Source organism: Afipia sp. MLSD5-FHT05B12 (assembly GCF_058793355.1).
On sequence record NZ_JBXAFS010000002.1, the window covers coordinates 66,627 to 84,693 of the forward strand.

Genomic DNA, 18,067 nt, shown 5'->3' on the forward strand with positions numbered 1-18,067 from the left:
ACGCCGGACTAGTCAGCGTAGTAATAGTACCCGCCGCGAGGATTGGCATATCGCGGCTGCTGGTAACGCGCGTCCTGCTCGTAGTAGCCGCCCTGTGCATATCCCTGCTGATAGCCGCGTTGCGCACCATAAATACGGCGCTGCATCGGGCCTGCATCGCTGGGGCCGTAATAGGCCTGATCCTGCGGGTAGGACGGATCGCGATAGGCGCGATCGGGCGAGACCTGACGTGCGCGCGTACTGGCGTTGAGGTCTTCGCTGTAGCTATCTTGTGCGGCGGGCGCGATCTGCAGCGGCCGGCCATAAGCATCGACGTCGCCGCGCGTGGTCGCGACATTGGTGCGCGGCTTGGGATTGCGCGCGAGCGCGACCCGCGACGATCCCGTCAAGGTCACTGTGGTGGTGAGCAATCCTTCCGTCTTGACGAGATCCCAGAGCTTCAGCGCGTTGGCTCGCGACAGCCGCACGCAGCCATGTGAAGCCGGGCTGCCGAGGCGGTTCACCGCATCCGTACCGTGGATGGCATGGCCCTGCTTGGTGAAGAAGATCGCATTCGGCATCGGCGCTTCATCGAATTCCTTCGAATAATGATCTTCCTCCATGCGGAAGGTCTTGAAGCTGCCGTTGGGCGTTTCGTGTGAGGGATTTCCGCTGGAGACCGGCCACGTGTAGCGCGTCGCGCCATCGACCGAGACGGTCATCTGCTGCGTATCCTTGTTGACGAGGATCGACACCGCAGCCTGCGCGGCGCTGCCGGAGAGCAACATCAAGCCTGTAACTGAAATCAAGACTGCACGCATGACTGTTGCCTCGTCTCTGCCCCTCACTCTCAATAAAGCACGGAAAGTGGCTTTTTTAACAGCCACTTCGTCTTAAGGTTGATGGACACGGTCATACAGTTTCGTGAACGGCGCGTCTTTATGGCGTCTTTTCGCCAAACTTGACGCAACTTTCCGGCGCTTAAGACGTTGCACGACAGTTCAAAATTCGGCCGCTCATGGAGACCTTTCACGATGAAGACTGAGGCTTTGTTCATGTTCACCGCGGCGCATCGCCGCTTTACGTTTATCGCGGCGGCTCTGGCGATCCTTGCATTGCCGATCGCGGCGCATGCGCAAGGCGTCTTCAGAGGGATGGAAGGCGGCGCAAATGAAGGTGTTCACCGGGGCAATCGCGCGGCCGGACCTGTCGGTGGTGTCGTCGGCGGCGCGGTTGGAGCTGGTGTGGGCGGTGTTGTCGGAGGTGTGAACGGTGTACTCGGCATCGACAACCGCCGTAGCTACCGCAGCCGCCACTATCGCAGTCGCCATTATCGTCATCACAGGCGATATCGCTAACCTGATGCAAGATCGTTTCAAATGGCGCATTCAGAAATGGATGCGCCATTTTCCATGCGCCGATTTTTCCGAGCCGCCGCGCGGGGTGACGGCTTGAGAGCCAAATTTGCGATGAGAAACGCTCCAGACACCATACTGTCCCGCATTGTGTTTCTCCCAGACCTGACGCAACCTTGGCATTGCTGATTTGCTTCGGGGCCGGGATTCGGCCGGGCAGGGAGGTTTCTTCATGAAAATTGCAGCTTCGTTCATATCGATTTCGGGTCTCGCGCTGGCCCTTTTGGCAGTTCCTGCCGCCGCTCAGCAGCAGGATCCCATCAACGGCGCCATTAGCGGCGCTGCGCAAGGGACGTACCAGGGGAAAACCGCGGCTGGACCGGTCGGAGGATTGGTCGGCGGCGCGCTGGGTGCTGGTGTTGGCGCCGTGGCCGGCACGCTCGGCGTGGTCGGTAATGGCGTCAGCCAGGTGGTGCAGCCGGTGCAGGTACCGCCACCGCCCGGCACCGGGCCAAGCGGCTCCTACGACAGAAACGGAAACTGGCGTCCGAACTGAACCGGCACAGCCGCCCTCGTCCAACACGCCCCGCTTGCGCGGCGTGTTTCGTCCGGCGTCAGGTCTTGAGCCGATAGCCCGTCTTGAAGATCCACCACACCACGATCATGCACAGCGCGAGAAAGCCCAGCGTCATGCCGAGGCTGACGGCGACGCTGACATCGGCGATCTCGAAGAAGCTCCAGCGGAAGCCGCTGACCAGATAGACCACCGGGTTAAACAGGGTCACGGTCTGCCAGAGCGGCGGCAGCATGTGGATCGAATAGAAACTGCCGCCGAGGAAGGTCAGCGGTGTGATGACCAGCAGCGGGATCACCTGCAATTTCTCGAAGCCATCGGCCCAGATGCCGATGATGAAGCCGAACAGGCTGAACGTCACCGATGTCAGCACCAGGAAGGTCATCATCATGAATGGATGCGCGATCTTCAGCGGGACGAACAGTCCCGCCGTGGCAAGAATGATGAGGCCGAGGATGATCGATTTGGTCGCCGCCGCACCGACATAGCCGACCACGGCTTCAAATGACGACACGGGCGCGGAGAGCAATTCGTAGACGGTGCCGGTGAATTTCGGGAAGTAGATCGCGAACGATGCGTTGGCGATGCTTTGCGTCAGCAGCGACAGCATGATCAGGCCCGGCACGATGAACGTGCCATAGCTGACGCCGTCGATCTCGGTGATGCGCGAACCGATCGCCGAGCCGAACACCACGAAGTACAGCGATGTCGAGATCACCGGCGAGACGACGCTTTGCAGCAGCGTGCGAAAGGTGCGCGCCATTTCGAATTTGTAGATCGCGCGAATGGCATAAAGATTCATTGAATCGTTCTCTTGGGGGGCATGATCTGACCGGAAAACCGGCTTCCACTTTTCCGGATCATGCCCGATGCACCAGACTGACGAAGATTTCTTCGAGCGAGCTTTGGGTGGTGTTGAGATCGTTGAAGCGGACACCGGCGCTGTTGAGGTCGTTGAGCAGGGCCGTGATGCCGGTGCGTTCGCCCTTGGTGTCGTAGGTGTAGATCAGTTCCTCGCCACCCGGCGACAGTTCGAGATGATGCGCGGCAAGAACGGCGGGGATTGCGGCGAGCTTTTCTTGCAGGTGCAGCTTGAGCTGCTTCCTGCCGAGCTTCTGCATCAGCTTGGCCTTCTCCTCGACCAGGACGATCTCACCCTTGTTGATGACGCCGACACGGTCGGCCATCTCCTCGGCTTCCTCGATATAGTGCGTGGTCAGGATGATGGTGACGCCGGCGTCGCGCAGTCCGCGCACGACCTCCCACATCGCCTTGCGCAGTTCGACGTCGACACCCGCCGTCGGCTCGTCGAGAAACAGGATCTGCGGCTCGTGCGCCAGCGCCTTGGCGATCATCACGCGGCGCTTCATGCCGCCGGAGAGCGTGATGATCTGGCTTTTGCGCTTGTCCCAGAGCGAGAGCTCCTTGAGGACCTTCTCGATATGCGCGGGATTGCTCGGCTTGCCGAACAGACCGCGGCTGAAAGAGGCGGTCGACCATGGCGACTCCCATGAGTCGGTATGCAGTTCCTGCGGCACCAGCCCGATCAGCGAGCGCGCGGCCCGGTAATCCTTGACGATGTCATGGCCGTCCACTGTTACCGTGCCTGCTGTCTGGACCGCGAGGCCGCAGATCACGCTGATGAGCGTGGTCTTGCCGGCGCCGTTCGGACCGAGCAGCGCGAAGATCTCGCCGCGGCGAATATCGAGATTGATATTCTTCAGCGCGGTGAAGCCGGACGCATAGGTCTTCGAGACGTTGGAAACGGAGATGATGGGTGACATGGGAACAATCTGTCGGGGCGGGAGCATGACATAGGCTTGGGAAGGCCCGTGCGCAATACATAATGGCTCTTGCGCAGCTGATGCGCGCACTGAAAATTCTATGGCGACGAATTCAAATTTGTCATGCGCTGCAGTCGCGCCCGCTATGCCTTCGTCACAAAGCTGTCGACCACCTTCTTTTCACCGGCCTTCTCAAAGGCGATCGTCAGCTTGTTGCCGTCCACCTTGGCGACATTGCCGTAGCCGAATTTCTGGTGGAACACCCGGTCGCCGAGGGAAAATTCGGAGTTCGCGCCGGTGGACTTGGCGATCAGCTCGCCCTCGATCACCGTGGTCTTGCGGCTGCTGAAGCTGCCGCGCGAACCGGAGTCATAGCGTGCGCCGGTTTCATCAAAGCCGCCGCCGCCGTTGCGGGCGCGATTGGCTTGCGCGCGCTGCCAGCCCGGCGTCGTGTAGGTCGAGCCGAACGATTCCACATTGTCGAAGCGCGACGCGCCGTAGCCGCCTGAGCCGCCCCAGCTCGAGCCGCCCTTGCTTTCGGTGATCTCGACATTGGCTGTCGGGAGTTCATCGAGGAAGCGCGAGGGGATGGTGGTCGTCCATGATCCATGGATGCGCCGGTTGGTGGCAAAGTAGAGCATGGCGCGCTTGCGCGCGCGCGTGATGCCGACGTGGGCGAGGCGGCGTTCTTCTTCGAGCCCGGCGCGGCCCTGCTCGTCGAGGGTGCGCTGGCTCGGAAACAGGCCTTCCTCCCAGCCGGGCAGGAACACATTGTCGAATTCCAGTCCCTTGGCTGAATGCAGGGTCATCAGGGACACAGCGTCTTCGTCGGCGCCGCCTTCGCGGTCCATCACCAGCGAGATGTGTTCGAGGAAGCCTTGCAGGTTCTCGAACTCCTCCATCGAGCGCACGAGTTCTTTCAGGTTGTCGAGGCGGCCGGCGGCGTCGGCGGACCGGTCCTTCTGCCACATCTCGGTATAGCCGGATTCATCCAGCACGATCTCGGCCAACTGCGTGTGCGGAACGATGTCGCGTTGCGCGCGCCAGCGGTCGAAATTGGTCATGACGTCGCGCAGGCTGCCGCGCGCCTTCGGTTTCAGTTCGTCGGTCTCGATCACGGACAGCGCCGCTTCGGTCAGCGGGATGCGGCGCTTGCGCGCGACGTCGTGCAGCATCTGCACGGTGGCGTCGCCGAGGCCGCGCTTCGGCACATTGACGATACGCTCGAAGGCGAGATCGTCGGCGGGGGAATTGATGACGCGCAGATAGGCCAGTGCATCGCGGATTTCCGCGCGCTCGTAGAAGCGGGGGCCGCCGATGACGCGGTAGGGCAGGCCCAGCGTAACGAAACGGTCTTCAAACTCGCGCATCTGGAACGAGGCGCGCACCAGAATGGCGATCTCGTTCAGCTTCTGGCCGGCGCGCTGAAGCTGCTCGATTTCCTCGCCGATGCCGCGGGCTTCCTCTTCCGAATCCCATGCGCCGGTGACGGTGACTTTCTCACCGTCCTCGTCTTCGGTGTGCAGCGTCTTGCCGAGGCGGCCTTCATTGTATGCGATCAGGTGCGAGGCCGCGGCGAGGATATGACCGGTCGAGCGGTAGTTGCGTTCGAGGCGAATGACCTTCGCGCCCGGGAAGTCGTGTTCGAAGCGCAGGATGTTGTCGACCTCCGCGCCGCGCCAGCCGTAGATCGACTGGTCGTCGTCGCCGACGCAGCAGATGTTCTTTGGTTTTGTCATTCCGGGATGCGCCGCAGGCGCAGACCCGGAATCCAGAAGTGACTGCACGGTGGATTCCGGGTTCGCACCTTCGGTGCGCCCCGGAATGACGGGTTGTGGCGACGGCGCCTGCGCCAGCAGCCGCAGCCAGAGATACTGCGCGACGTTGGTGTCCTGATATTCGTCGACCAGGATGTATTTGAAGCGCTGCTGATACTGCCGCAGCACGTCGGGATGTTCGCGGAACAGCCGGATGTTCTCGAGCAATAGATCGCCGAAGTCGGCGGCGTTGAGAATCTTCAACCGCTCCTGATAGGTCGCATAGAGCTTGCCGCCCTTGCCGTTGCCGAACACGGCGGCTTCGCCGGCGGGCACCTGCGAGGGCGTCAGTCCGCGGTTTTTCCAGCCGTCGATCAGGCCGGCCAGCATGCGCGCGGGCCAGCGCTTGTCGTCGATGTTTTCGGCTTGCAGCAACTGCTTCAGCAGACGGATCTGGTCGTCGACGTCGAGCACGGTGAAGTTGGATTTCAACTGCACCAGTTCTGCGTGATAGCGCAGAATCCGTCCGCCGATGGAATGGAAGGTGCCGAGCCACGGCATGCCTTCGACCGCCTGGCCGAGCATCTGGCCGAGGCGGTGCTTCATCTCCCGCGCGGCCTTGTTGGTGAAGGTGACCGAGAGAATTTCGTGCGGCCGTGCGCGGCCGGTGGAAAGAATATGCGCGATCCGCGAGGTCAGCACGCGCGTTTTGCCGGTGCCCGCTCCGGCCAGCACCAGCACTGGCCCGTCGAGCGTTTCCACAGCCTCCCGCTGCTCGGGATTGAGAGCGGTCAGGTATTGCGGTGCAGCCGATGCGCGCGCCCGCGCAGCGATGCCGCCAGCGGCGGGCTGGTGGCTCGGCACGTCGCGGGAAAGGTCTCGTGGCGGCAGTTTGTTCGGTTCGGTCATGCGATTCGTCTTTGCCGTCACGATGGCACTTCGGAGCGCGATCAGCAAAAGTGGAAGCCGGTTTTGCGTCCGATCGCGCTCCAAAATAGTGATATAGCGCACGATCTTATCGCCAAACCGCTTCGCACTTCGGCGGATCGTGCGCCGACGCCCGAAAGGGAGGCTTCATATCAGGGTACGGAGACATATAGGCATGATTGGGCTCGCCTGACACGGCTGATTTCCCCGCAAAGTGGCTGGCGCGGAGGCTGTCTCGCCCTTTTTGTTCCATTTCGGCCTGATTTTTGACTTTCCAGGCGAGACCCCGGGGCTGGAACCATGGCGGCTTTGGCGGATTGTTTTCTTAGTCGGAGCGCTGGTTTCCGCGCCCGAAAATGAAACGCAGGAGCGTGTCATGATGAGTTGGGTGGTGACATTCCTGATTATCGCGCTGGTCGCGGGTCTGCTGGGCTTCGGCGGCATCGCGGGCGCGTCGATCGAAATCGCCAAAATCGTTTTCTTTGTCGCCCTGATCCTGTTCCTGATCTCGGCGGTGGTGGGCCTCGCCCGCCGCAGCAGCGGCCCGTGATGCGCGGACGTTCGCGCGCGTGGTTACAAACGGCGGCGCGATGGCGTCATTTGGCCGGCATGGCGATGCGCCGGCCGATGCCATCGGGCCGTGCGACAGTTCCATGCGCGGTGACGACGTCGCGGATGCGCGCGGCGATATCAGGCGGAAACGGCGCGGTTTTGCGCGCGTTCATGTCCACATGAAGCGTCATGTTTTCGGATGTTGCCGAGAGCCAGCCTTCCGTTGCGTGGCGTAGCTCCTCGAAGGTGTGAATACGCTTGTCGTCTGCCTCAATCAGATAAACCGACACCTGCACCGGGTCGCCGAGATGAACCTCGCGCAGGTAGCGCACATGCGCCTCGGCTGTGAACGTCGATCCGTGACGTGTCTTCATGTAGTCGGGGCCGATGCCGAGTTCGAGCCACATCTGGTCGATGCCGCGGTCGAACAGCACGTTGTAGTACGCCATGTTGAGATGACCGTTGTAATCGATCCACTGCGGTTCGATCGGCATGACCGTGGTCAGGAACGGCGCAGCTATATGTTGCGGTGCATTGTTTTTCTGAAGTGTGCTTGATGTCATCTCAATTCCCGGTTGGCGTCGGCACTCTCTCTTGACCCGCTATATATCCTTTGCCACGGTTCGCGCCACAACAGCCTCGAAACAAGAAGATCAACCGTGGCCTTTACCGCTTCCGTCCTGACACGTCCCGCACCGTCCGCGCTCTCCGGCGCCATCGAAGCCCTCGCCGCGCGGTTCGGCAACAATCTGATCACGTCGCAGGCGGTGCGCGAGCAGCATGCCCATACCACCACCTGGTTGCCGATGCAGCCGCCGGATGCGGTGGTGATGGCGCGGACCACGGAAGACATTCAGGACGTGGTGCGGATCTGCGCGAAGCATCGCGTTCCGGTGATCCCGTTCGGCACCGGCACCTCGCTGGAAGGGCAGGTCAACGCGCCGGCGGGCGGCGTCTGCATCGATCTGCGCGAGATGAACCGCATTCTCGCCGTGCATGCCGACGATCTCGATTGCGTGATCGAGCCGGGTGTGACCCGCAAGGCGCTCAACGAGCATCTGCGCGACCAGGGCCTGTTTTTTCCGATCGATCCCGGAGCCGATGCGTCGATCGGCGGCATGGCGTCAACCCGCGCGTCGGGCACCAACGCCGTGCGCTACGGCACGATGAAGGACAATATTCTCGCGCTGAAGGTCGTGCGCGCTGACGGCGAGATCATCACCACCGGCACGCGCGCCAAGAAATCCTCGGCCGGCTACGACCTCACGCATCTGTTTATCGGAGCGGAGGGGACGCTCGGTATCATTTCCGAGATTACGCTCAAGCTGCGCGGCATTCCCCAGAGCATCGCCGCTGCGTCGTGTTCGTTCGCGAGTGTCGAGGGGGCGTGCAACGCGACCATTCTTGCGATCCAGACCGGCATTCCGGTGGCGCGCATCGAGCTGTTGAACGCGGCGCAGGTTAAGGCCTGCAACGCTTATTCGAAACTGTCGCTGCCGGAGACGCCGCTGCTGCTGCTGGAATTCCATGGCACCGAGGCCGACGTCGCAGAGCAGTCGCGAATGTTCGGCGAGATCGCCGCCGAATGCGGCGGCGGTGCGTTCGAATGGACGACGCGGCAGGAAGATCGCACCCGGCTGTGGCAGGCGCGGCATGATGCCTACTGGGCGGTGCGCGGGCTTCGTCCCGGCGCGCAGGCAGTGGCGACCGATGTGTGCGTGCCGATCTCGCGGCTGGCGGAATGCGTGGTCGAGACCGAAAAGGATCTGGAGACGGTCGGATTGCTGTCTCCGATTGTCGGCCATGTCGGCGACGGCAATTTCCATTGTTCCATGCTGTGCGACGTCAACGATCCCGACGAGGTTCGCCGCGCCGATGCGTTCCTGCATCGTCTGGTCGAGCGGGCGCAGGCGATGGGCGGTACCTGTACCGGCGAACATGGCATCGGGCAGGGCAAGCAGGAATATCTGGAAACTGAACTCGGGCCGGAAGCGGTGCAGGCGATGCGCGCGCTCAAAGTGGCGCTCGACCCGCACAATATTCTGAACCCCGGCAAGATTCTGCCGTCATGACCGCGACGACAGCCATGGACGCGAAGAGCATTGCCGCCGAGGCGTTGTCGGTGCTCGGTCAGGGCCGGCAGATTGCGCCGTTCTCGTCGCGCGATCCGGCCTTCGGTCTCGACGAAGCCTACAAGGTCACGCCGATCGTCCGGCAAATGCGCGAGGCGCGGGGCGAAAAGGCGATAGGGCGCAAGATCGGCTTCACCAACAGCACGATCTGGGAGCAGTACAACGTCAACGGCCCGGTCTGGGGCTACATGTACGACCGCACCGTTCGCAATCTGAGCGAGATCGGCGGGACAGCTTCTCTTGCCGAACTGACCGATCCGCGGATCGAGCCTGAAATCGTATTCGGTCTGTCGGCTGCGCCCGATGCCGCAATGAACGAGCGTGAACTCGTGTCCTGCATCGCATGGGTGGCGCTCGGCTATGAGGTCGTGCAGTCGATTTATCCCGACTGGAAGTTCGCCGCGTCCGATACCGTGGCGGCTTTCGGCCTGCATGGCGCGATGCTCATCGGCGAGCGGCATCCGATATCCGGCAATGCCGAGTTATGGATTGATCAGCTTTCAAACTTCGATGTCGAACTCGCCTGCAACGGCGATGTCGTGGATCGCGGTCACGCGCGCAATGTGCTCGGTGGTCCGCTGTCGGCCTTGCGCCATTTCGTCGGTGTGCTGGCAAAGGATGACGTGAACCCGGGCCTCGCATCCGGAGAAATCGTCACCACCGGGACATTGACGCGTGCGATGCCGATCAAGCCAGGTGAGACGTGGACTACAACGGTCTCGGGTATCCCGCTCGGCAGTATCAGCGTCCGCTTCGGTTGAAAGGTCAGTACTTCTTGCGGAAACTGTAGCGCATCAGGCTGACCATTCCGGCCCGGAAGCCGCCAGCCGACATGCGCAGGTAGCGGCGGAATTCATCGGTGCGTGCCTGGCCGACCAGTGCAACGGCTTTATCGTAATTGGCAAGCAGGTTCTGTTCCCACAGCACCAGCGTCCGGTAATAGTGATCGGCGTCGTTGTGTGCCGCGATCAGGCTGAAGGTGCCTTCGGCAGCTGCGATCGGCTCCCATTCCAGCGGCAGATCGCTTTCCGGGAACGTCTTGTCCAGCAGCGGCTGAACCCTGGTCCGTTCGGAATAGGCGATGGTCTGCAGCGACAGTTTTCCGTTGATCGCAAGCACGCCGTCACAATAGGCGAAGAATTCGCGATAGGCCTTGAGCTTGGCTGCGGGGTTCAGTCCCTTCTGGACGAAATGCTCGAACGCGCCGACCGAAATGACGGCGTCATAACGGCGTTCAGGCCTGTGGTCGCGCCAGTCCTGCTCCAGCACCTCGATCCTTGGATTCTTGCCGTCGCGGATCCAGCCGGCTTGCGATGGACTGAGCGTGAGCCCGACAGCATGAGCGGCGCCGGCATGATCCACCAGCCGCCGGAGCATCGCGCCCCATCCGCAGCCGATGTCGAGAACGCGCGCGGCGTTCGCTGCACCGGCGGCTTCGATATGATGATCGAGTTTGCGGCGTTGTGCCGTGACGAGATCGTCACCGTCCTCGAACAGCGCGCACGAGTAGATCATCTCTGGATCGAGCACAAGCCGGAAAAAGTCATTGCCCATGTCGTAGTGCGACATGATCGCCTCGGGCGAGGCGCCTGTTCTTTCCGCTGGCCGCGCAATCTTCTCGGACATTTTCCCCATTGGGTTACAGGGTTGTGAACCGGGCCTGTTAAACTTAGTATTCCAAGCCGCAAACAGGTTCAATATTCGTGCCATCCGGTGTCCGATCCCACTGAGGAAAGACCTTGCAGACCACGCTGCTCGGACTGGCCATCGCCTTCATCCTAGCGCTGATCGCGGCGCTGGTCGGTCCGTATTTCGTCGACTGGAACCAGTTCCGCCCGCAATTCGAGGCGGAAGCGTCCCGTATCGTCGGTGCGCCAGTGCGCGTCGGCGGCAAGCTGGACGCCCTGTTGTTGCCGACACCGACGCTGCGGCTGCGGTCGGTCGCCATCGGCGGCGACAATGATCCCGCCAGGGTCCGGGCCGGCAAGCTGGACGTCGAGTTCAGTCTCGGCGCGCTGATGCGGGGCGAATGGCGCGCCAGCGAACTGTCGCTGGACGATTTTGCGCTCGATCTCGGCCTCGACCGGCAGGGCCGCTTCGAGTGGCCTTCCACGGCGGGCCGCTTCAACCTCGGCTCGCTCGCCATCGACCGGATGAATGTCGCCGGGCGGATCGCGCTGCACGATGCAGCCAGCGGCAAGACGCTGCTGATGGACGATCTGAAGTTCAGCGGCGATGTGCGCGCGCTGGCCGGCAGCCTGCGCGGGGACGGATCGTTCACGCTGCTCGGGGCGCGGACGCCGTTTCGCATCTCGTCGGGGCAGGGCGGTGACGGCAAGGGCACGCGCGTGCGCTTCGTCGCCGAGCCGGGTGAGCGGCCGCTGCTGGCCGATCTCGATGGCGTGCTGACGTTCGACAACTCCGTGCCGAATTTCGAGGGTGGGCTGACACTGGCGCGGCCAGCCGATGCCAAATCCGCGGAGCCCGAACAGCCGTGGCGGATCACATCGCGCCTGAAAGCCAGCCCGTCGTCGGCGGCGTTCGAGCAGGTCGAAGCTGCGTATGGTCCGGAGGACAATGCACTGCGGTTGACGGGTAGCGGTGACATCAAGTTCGGTGCATCGCCGTTGCTGCATCTCGCCTTGTCCGCGCGGCAACTCGATGCGGATCGCTTGCTGGCGAAAGGTGCGGCGAGCGCCGAACCGCTGCGGCTGCTTCCCGCGCTGCGGACGCTGGTAACGTCGCTGCCAGTGATGCCGCTTCCGGCACAGATTGAACTCAGCGCCGATCAGATCGCACTCGGCGGGCGCCCGCTCCAGAATGTTGCCGTCGAACTGCGCGGCGACGGGCAGGCGTGGACCGTTGGAAAGCTGGAGATGCGCGCCCCTGGTGCGACGCGCGTCTCGGCGAACGGCAGCATTGCGCAGCCGGGAGCGTCAGCGCGTTTCACGGGGCCGGTCAGCATCGAATCGTCCGATCCTGATGTGCTGGCGGCATGGTTGCAGGGCCGCAGCGACGCGACGTATCGCAATCAGAAACCGCTGCGCCTGCGCGGCGATGCGACGGTGGCGGCGGATCGCGTCGCGCTGGACGGGATCAAGGCGGATATCAATGGCGGCACGATGGAGGGCCGTCTCGCGCTGTTGAATGTGGCTGGCGGCAAGACGAGGTTCGAAGCGGCGCTGAAGGCTCCGAGCTTCGATCTCGACGCGGTGTTGCCGCTTGCTGGCGCGCTGGCCGGTCCGCAATCCGGATGGCCGGACGAGGGGCAAGTCACGCTCAACGCCGAGAGCGCCGTGCTGGCGGGAGAGACGGTTCGCCCGCTCGCTGTCAGTCTGAGTTACGGTCCCACGAAATTCGCACTCGATCGCATTGAGATTGGCAATGCGAGCAGCGATCTGGCCGTCAGCGGAACAGGATCGTTCGATCGCGCCGAGGGGGGCGGCAAACTTGGGCTGTATGCATCGGCGTCATCGCTGGAGCGGGTTGGAAGTCTCGTCTCACCGTTTGCCCCCGCGCTCGCGGAGCGGCTGGCAGCGGTTCCGAAAGAGCCCGGACTCGCGGTGATGCTGGTGGCCGCCACACTTGGCAAGGCAAAGGACCGTTCCAGCCGCACCGATGCGGAGGTTGCGCTCAATATCGAAGCCCCGCAGCTCAAGGGGACGATCAAGCTGAGCGCGACGCCGAATATCGATCTCGCGCGCGGGTTCGATCTCGCGGCGTTGCGGGGCAACGCATTCAAGCTGGAAAGCAGCCTGACCGCGAGGCAGACCACCACGATGGCGGCATCGCTGGGCATCGACCGGATCATTTCGCCGGGCGATGGCCCAGCGCAATTTGAATCGTCGGTCACCGGCGTCTGGGGTTCGCCATTGCAACTGAAAGCCAGGCTGACCGGAGCGGGTGTCGATGGCGACATTCAAGGCACCGGCAATCCGTGGGCGGATCAGCCGGCAGCGGCGTTGACTGTCGCGGTGCGCCGCGCCGATCTCGCCGCGCTGTTCGATCTGCAACCCGCAAGCGTACCGGCGGTCGCGGTTTCGCTGTCGTCTCGCCTTGGTGTGGCGGGCAACACCTTCACCTTCGACGATCTCGACACCACGGTGGGCGGATCGCGGATGCGCGGACGACTCGTTCTGACGCGCGGTGATGAGATCGGCGTCGACGGCGAGGTCGGTCTCGACACACTCGATCTTGCGGCGGTGACCGGCGTTGCGTTCGGAGCTATCGGCCGCGATGCCTCGGCGCCGCTTGGCCGTGGATGGCTGCGCGGCTGGCGCGGACGTCTCGCGTTTCAGGCCTTGAGCGGGGTGCTGCCCGGAGGCGGGGAGTTGCGTCCCGTCAGCGGCGCGATCAAGGGCGACGGACAATCTCTCGTACTGGAGAATGTCAAAGCGGGCATCGGCGGCGGCGAAGCGGCGATCGATCTCGATGCGCGTCAGGCAGCGCTGGGAACCGGTCAGGGAACATCGTTCAATGCGCGCGTGCAATTGACCGGTGTCGATGGCGCGGCGCTTCGCTACCGCGGCCTCGCGGTGCCGGAAGGCAAGGCGGCGCTGCAAATGACGCTGGCGGGACAGGGCCGCAGTGCCGCCGGGCTAACCGGCGCGATCTCGGGCGCAGGCACGCTGACGCTGACGGATGCGCGGATCGCCGGGCTCGATCCGCGTGCGTTTGAAGCTGCGGTTCGCGCCAGTGACGGCGGGCAGGCGACCGACGATCTCAAGCTGAAGGAGATTGTCGAGCCGGTGCTGGTTGCGGGCGCATTGAAAGTGCCGTCGGCGCAGATTCCCTTCACCGTCAAGGATGGCCGCTTGCGGATCGAAGCGGCGACGCTCGACGCTGCGCGCGCCCGAGTCGTGATTGCCGGTGGATACGACCTGTCGGCGGATCAGGCCGATTTGCGTGCGGTGATGTCGCCGGTCACCACGCGGCCGATTCAGGGCCGTCCGGAAATTCGCGTCGATCTGAATGGGTCGCCGGACCGGCTGGCGCGTGCAGTCGATGTTGCCGCGCTGTCGTCCTGGCTCGGAATGCGTGCGATCGATCGCGAAACGCGGCGCCTCGATCAGCTTGAGCGTGGTGTTGGTCCGGGGCTCGAACCCGACGATCTGTGGGAGGAGGACTTGCCGAAGGCCGAGCCCATCCCGCCATCGGAGGTGAAGATCCCAAATCGCGATCCGCGGCGGAAGAATTCCGGAACGAAGGCCGCGTCGCCGCGCACGCCGGTCGCTCCACCTGTTACCGCGCCGCCTGTTGTTGCCCCGCCGATCCCGCAACCCGCTCCCCCAAGCGGAAGCACGCTGGTGCAGCCGCTGCCGCCGCCGATCGATATCAAGCCGGCGCCGGGTGCCATGAGGCTACCGAAGCAGCGTCCTGCCACGTCACCGTCTGCCGGCACGTTTTGATCTGGCGCGCGATTTGGTGATGTTGAATCAGTTCTAGCTTGTGGGCACGATGCTGGGGGACGGTTGCCGTTCACCGATGAAGACCGAAGTCACGGCGCGCGCGCGGAAGTGATCCAATACGAACAACCGGATCGCGGACGACAGGTTGCTGGTCTTGCGGGTGCGATCGATGGCGTCGATCTGCGTCGACAGCGGCAGTCCGCGGCGCGTGGCGATATCTTTCAGGCTGGTCCAGAAGGCGTCTTCGAGACTGACGCTGGTCTTGTGGCCGCCGACCACGACGGATCGCTTGACCACCGCGAATTCTTTCACGCCCCGGGGCCGGCTGGCTTCCGCGGCATCCATGTCCCGCATGATCGTGTCGTCCCGCATCGAAGTATCCTTTCACTTCGGCCAGGCGTCCGCATGCGGCGAGACGCTGTCTCGCCGGAGATGAAGCTCTGGCACATTCAGTACGATGTTCGCCCCCCGGGCTGCGGATCAGGATACAGACCGCTGTTGCGGAAACTGTACTGCCGCGCCGCAGCCGATCTCGAAACGGTATATGGTTCGAGACATGGGTACATAGTAACTGAAATCAGTTACCTGCGATATTCGTGCTAAAACCTACGGCGGAGTCAGGATCGTAGCTGAACCGTGCGCAAAACTACGGATGGGAATCTTCCACCTGCATCCGGCCGCTGCCGTTTCCGGCAGCAGGGAGCGCCCGCGAGCGGAAGTAATCCAGCACGAACAGACGGATCGCGGAGGACAGGTTACCCTGCTGACGACCGCCGTCGATCTCACCGACAAGTTCGGACAAGGTCAGGCTTCTCACCGAAGCGATTTCCTTCATGCCATTCCAGAACGCTTCTTCAAGACTGACGCTGGTCTTGTGGCCGGCGACAACGATCGATCGCTTGACGACGGGGGATTTCATGCTGGCGTCCCATCATCGATGCGGTGCTGATCGAGGATGTCGCTGGCGCGCTGCGCCTGCTGTTCGTCGCGGCTGCGCTCGCCCTTGGTGCGGCCAAAGCGAATGCGATTGGTCTCGGCCTGCTTCTCTGCTTCTTCGCGCGCGATACGCTTTTTGATTTGTTTCAGGTTGACCAGGTCGCCCATGACGCCTCCTTTATTTCAGGACAGCTGCAACAAAGGCGCGGCATGCAGCGGCGCGGTTTGTTCTGTCCTGCGACTCATCCGAGCAAGGTTGATCTCGCGAGTCCGTTTTAAAGAAATCATTCGTTTTCGGTATGCACGTGCAGTGCGGCAGCTTTAAAAAGTTAGCATGTGATAAGCTGCGGATGGTAGCCAATTGGCGTAGGACTTTAGGCGGTGCGACGAGATGTCCGAAATGTTACGGCGAGTTAATGTGCGCAAAGATTCATTCTAATCAGCCGGGATGCGTCATCTTGTCGGGCTTCACGAGCCGATCGAATTCTGCTGCCGACACGAAGCCGAGACGCACGGCCTCTTCCTTCAGCGTCGTGCCGCGCGCGTGTGCAGTTTTCGCGACCTTCGCAGCATTGTCGTAGCCGATCTTCGGCGCCAGCGCCGTCACCAGCATCAGCGAACGCCGCATCAGCTCGTCGATGCGTTTTTCGTCGGCGCGGATGCCGACGACGCAGTGTTCGGTGAATGAACGTGCGGCGTCGGCCATCAACTGGATCGATTGCAGCATGCAATGCGCCAGCACCGGCTTGTAGACGTTGAGTTCGAAGTGGCCCTGGCTGCCGGCGACGGTGATGGCCGTTTGATTGCCGAAGATCTGGCAACACACCATGGTCATCGCCTCGCACTGGGTCGGGTTGACCTTACCGGGCATGATCGATGACCCCGGTTCGTTTTCGGGCAGGATCAGTTCGCCGAGGCCGGAGCGCGGTCCCGAGCCGAGCAGCCGGATGTCGTTGGCGATCTTGAACAGGCCGGTAGCCATGGAATTGATCGCGCCATGCACGAACACATAGGCGTCGTTCGACGCCAGAGCCTCGAACTTGTTCGGCGCGCTGGTGAACGGCAGCCTGGTCAGCGTAGCGACCTGCCTGGCGAACAGCCTGGCGAATCGCGGCTTGGAATTGAGGCCGGTCCCCACCGCGGTTCCGCCCTGGGCCAGCGGGTAGAGGTCCTTCGTCGCGGCGCGGATTCGCGCGATGCCGCTCTCGACCTGCGTGGCGTAGCCGGAGAATTCCTGGCCAAGGGTCAGCGGCGTTGCGTCCTGGGTATGGGTGCGGCCGATCTTGACGATCCTGGCAAAGGCTTTCTCTTTCTGACGCAGCGCTTTCAGCAGCACGGTCAGCGCCGGGATCAGGTCGTGGGTGATGCGTTCGGCGGCGGCGATATGCATTGCGGTCGGAAACGAGTCGTTCGACGACTGGCTCATATTGACGTGATCGTTCGGATGCACCGGTTTCTTGGTGCCGGGCTCGCCGCCGAGCAATTCGCTGGCGCGATTGGCGATCACCTCATTGAGATTCATGTTGGACTGTGTGCCCGAGCCGGTTTGCCAGACCACCAGCGGGAAATGATCGTCAAGCTTGCCGTCGATGACTTCGCTAGCCGCGCGGACGATGGCGCGTGCGCGGCGCTGGTCGAGCAGGCCGAGTTCGAGATTGGTCTGTGCCGATGCCAGCTTCACGATCGCCAGCGCGCGAACGATCGGCATCGGCATGCGCTCACTGCCGATCTTGAAGTTGTGTTTCGAGCGTTCGGTCTGCGCGCCCCAGTAGCGATCCGCCGGCACTTCGATCGGCCCGAACGTGTCGGTCTCGGTGCGCGTTGTTTTTTTCTGGGTGGCCATGATGCTTTCCGATGCGTCGCGGGGATGCTGAAGTCTAGGACTTCACGCGTGATGCATGCAACCGTCGCGCGCTTCCGCTTCAGCGGAAACGCGTGTCGCACATTAGAAAGCTTCAAGATGATGTGAGGCGATGGCGCGCCGGATTACTTCTTGCGGAAGCGATCGAGCCGGACGACCTCGGCGCCTTCGCCCTGCTTGGCGGGCTCGCCGTCCGTATCGGCGGGGGCTTCGGGTGCAGCCGCAACGGGCAGCGTCTCCACGGCGGGCGCATCGGCCGCCGCGGCGGACTCCTCGACGGGCTCGAACTGCAAGCCGAACTGCACCGACGGATCGAAGAAGCTCTTGATCGCGCTGAACGGAATGACAAGGCGCTCGGGAATCCCGTTGAACGACAGTCCCACCTCGAAACGATCGTCGGTCACGACAAGATCCCAGAACTGATGCTGGAGAATGACGGTCATTTCCTGCGGATACTGCGACAGCAGGCGCGGAGAAATCTTCACGCCTTCGGCTTTGGACAGGAACGTGATGTAGAAATGATGTTCGCCAGGCAGACCATGCTCGGCGGCGTCCGCGAGTACCTGCTTCAGCACGCCACGCAAGGCGTCGCGCGCAAGGACGTCGTAACGGATGTGATCGGTCGCCATCAATGTCGTCCTGTCGAAGGGTGTGGTCTGGCCGGGATTCAGGTCTTCAGCCGTGAACGTCCCGACTCGCGATTTTGATCCATGCTATCCGGTCATGGCCCGCAGGTCAGCACCTGCGCTCGGCAGATCGCAGATATTCTCACGCGCTGCAACGCGTCCGTCTGACAAATTCA

Annotated in this window: 17 protein-coding genes; 6 read left to right on the top strand and 11 right to left on the bottom strand. The window is 62.7% G+C overall.

Features of this window, described 5'->3' with window-relative positions; translation table 11 throughout:
* Positions 1 to 8: 8 nt before the first annotated feature.
* Positions 9 to 800: a L,D-transpeptidase gene (locus AC1Q6J_RS02625; RefSeq protein WP_492277781.1), complete on the bottom strand. Its 792-nt coding sequence runs from the start codon at positions 798 to 800 to the stop codon at positions 9 to 11.
* Between the two features lie 213 nt (positions 801 to 1,013).
* Between AC1Q6J_RS02625 and AC1Q6J_RS02630 the strand changes: the two genes are divergently transcribed.
* Both AC1Q6J_RS02630 and AC1Q6J_RS02635 read left to right on the top strand, forming a co-directional pair.
* The gene (locus AC1Q6J_RS02630) at positions 1,014 to 1,337 is read left to right on the top strand and encodes a hypothetical protein (protein WP_492277782.1); all 324 of its coding nucleotides are present in this window, start codon (positions 1,014 to 1,016) and stop codon (positions 1,335 to 1,337) included.
* Positions 1,338 to 1,566: 229 nt separating this feature from the next.
* Positions 1,567 to 1,890 carry a hypothetical protein gene (locus tag AC1Q6J_RS02635; protein WP_492277783.1) on the top strand — a complete coding sequence of 108 codons (324 nt, stop codon included), beginning with the start codon at positions 1,567 to 1,569 and terminating at the stop codon, positions 1,888 to 1,890.
* Between the two features lie 58 nt (positions 1,891 to 1,948).
* On the opposite strand, the gene AC1Q6J_RS02640 is transcribed toward AC1Q6J_RS02635, so the two are convergent.
* The 3 genes from AC1Q6J_RS02640 to AC1Q6J_RS02650 all read right to left on the bottom strand — a co-directional run bounded on the left by AC1Q6J_RS02640 (position 1,949) and on the right by AC1Q6J_RS02650 (position 6,358).
* Positions 1,949 to 2,710, bottom strand: coding sequence for an ABC transporter permease (locus tag AC1Q6J_RS02640; protein ID WP_492277784.1), 762 nt, complete (start codon positions 2,708 to 2,710; stop codon positions 1,949 to 1,951).
* 58 nt (positions 2,711 to 2,768) lie between these two features.
* Positions 2,769 to 3,692, bottom strand: coding sequence for an ABC transporter ATP-binding protein (locus tag AC1Q6J_RS02645; protein WP_492277785.1), 924 nt, complete (start codon positions 3,690 to 3,692; stop codon positions 2,769 to 2,771).
* 143 nt (positions 3,693 to 3,835) lie between these two features.
* Positions 3,836 to 6,358: an ATP-dependent helicase gene (locus AC1Q6J_RS02650; protein ID WP_492277786.1), complete on the bottom strand. Its 2,523-nt coding sequence runs from the start codon at positions 6,356 to 6,358 to the stop codon at positions 3,836 to 3,838.
* Positions 6,359 to 6,752: 394 nt separating this feature from the next.
* Between AC1Q6J_RS02650 and AC1Q6J_RS02655 the strand changes: the two genes are divergently transcribed.
* Positions 6,753 to 6,926, top strand: coding sequence for a DUF1328 domain-containing protein (locus AC1Q6J_RS02655; protein WP_040426347.1), 174 nt, complete (start codon positions 6,753 to 6,755; stop codon positions 6,924 to 6,926).
* Between the two features lie 46 nt (positions 6,927 to 6,972).
* Here AC1Q6J_RS02655 and AC1Q6J_RS02660 read toward each other — a convergent pair whose 3' ends face one another.
* Complete coding sequence (locus AC1Q6J_RS02660) at positions 6,973 to 7,491, bottom strand: thioesterase family protein (RefSeq protein WP_492277787.1); 519 nt, start codon at positions 7,489 to 7,491, stop codon at positions 6,973 to 6,975.
* Positions 7,492 to 7,587: 96 nt separating this feature from the next.
* Here AC1Q6J_RS02660 and AC1Q6J_RS02665 point away from each other — a divergent pair, with 96 nt between their 5' ends.
* Together AC1Q6J_RS02665 and AC1Q6J_RS02670 are read left to right on the top strand one after the other, a co-directional pair.
* Entirely contained in the window at positions 7,588 to 9,000 is a 1,413-nt protein-coding gene (locus tag AC1Q6J_RS02665; RefSeq protein ID WP_492277788.1) for an FAD-binding oxidoreductase, read from the top strand.
* Positions 8,997 to 9,821, top strand: a complete 825-nt coding sequence (locus tag AC1Q6J_RS02670) for a 2-keto-4-pentenoate hydratase (RefSeq protein ID WP_492277789.1) — start codon at positions 8,997 to 8,999, stop codon at positions 9,819 to 9,821. The genes AC1Q6J_RS02665 and AC1Q6J_RS02670 overlap by 4 nt, the downstream gene beginning before the upstream one ends.
* A gap of 4 nt (positions 9,822 to 9,825) precedes the next feature.
* On the opposite strand, the gene AC1Q6J_RS02675 is transcribed toward AC1Q6J_RS02670, so the two are convergent.
* Positions 9,826 to 10,686, bottom strand: a complete 861-nt coding sequence (locus tag AC1Q6J_RS02675; protein WP_492277790.1) for a class I SAM-dependent methyltransferase — start codon at positions 10,684 to 10,686, stop codon at positions 9,826 to 9,828.
* 113 nt (positions 10,687 to 10,799) lie between these two features.
* Between AC1Q6J_RS02675 and AC1Q6J_RS02680 the strand changes: the two genes are divergently transcribed.
* Positions 10,800 to 14,468 (top strand): AsmA family protein, encoded by a 3,669-nt coding sequence (locus AC1Q6J_RS02680; protein WP_492277791.1) that lies wholly within the window; start codon positions 10,800 to 10,802, stop codon positions 14,466 to 14,468.
* 33 nt (positions 14,469 to 14,501) lie between these two features.
* Here AC1Q6J_RS02680 and AC1Q6J_RS02685 read toward each other — a convergent pair whose 3' ends face one another.
* The 5 genes from AC1Q6J_RS02685 to AC1Q6J_RS02705 all read right to left on the bottom strand — a co-directional run bounded on the left by AC1Q6J_RS02685 (position 14,502) and on the right by AC1Q6J_RS02705 (position 17,894).
* Positions 14,502 to 14,840, bottom strand: a complete 339-nt coding sequence (locus tag AC1Q6J_RS02685; RefSeq protein WP_492277792.1) for a ribbon-helix-helix domain-containing protein — start codon at positions 14,838 to 14,840, stop codon at positions 14,502 to 14,504.
* Between the two features lie 274 nt (positions 14,841 to 15,114).
* Positions 15,115 to 15,387: a ribbon-helix-helix domain-containing protein gene (locus AC1Q6J_RS02690; protein ID WP_024576336.1), complete on the bottom strand. Its 273-nt coding sequence runs from the start codon at positions 15,385 to 15,387 to the stop codon at positions 15,115 to 15,117.
* Positions 15,384 to 15,572, bottom strand: coding sequence for a DUF4169 family protein (locus tag AC1Q6J_RS02695; RefSeq protein WP_492277793.1), 189 nt, complete (start codon positions 15,570 to 15,572; stop codon positions 15,384 to 15,386). Before AC1Q6J_RS02695 ends, AC1Q6J_RS02690 begins: the two co-directional genes overlap by 4 nt.
* A 271-nt stretch (positions 15,573 to 15,843) precedes the next feature.
* Positions 15,844 to 17,247 carry a class II fumarate hydratase gene (gene fumC, locus AC1Q6J_RS02700; RefSeq protein ID WP_492277794.1) on the bottom strand — a complete coding sequence of 468 codons (1,404 nt, stop codon included), beginning with the start codon at positions 17,245 to 17,247 and terminating at the stop codon, positions 15,844 to 15,846.
* Positions 17,248 to 17,390: 143 nt separating this feature from the next.
* Positions 17,391 to 17,894: an SspB family protein gene (locus AC1Q6J_RS02705; RefSeq protein WP_492277795.1), complete on the bottom strand. Its 504-nt coding sequence runs from the start codon at positions 17,892 to 17,894 to the stop codon at positions 17,391 to 17,393.
* Positions 17,895 to 18,067 lie beyond the last annotated feature (173 nt).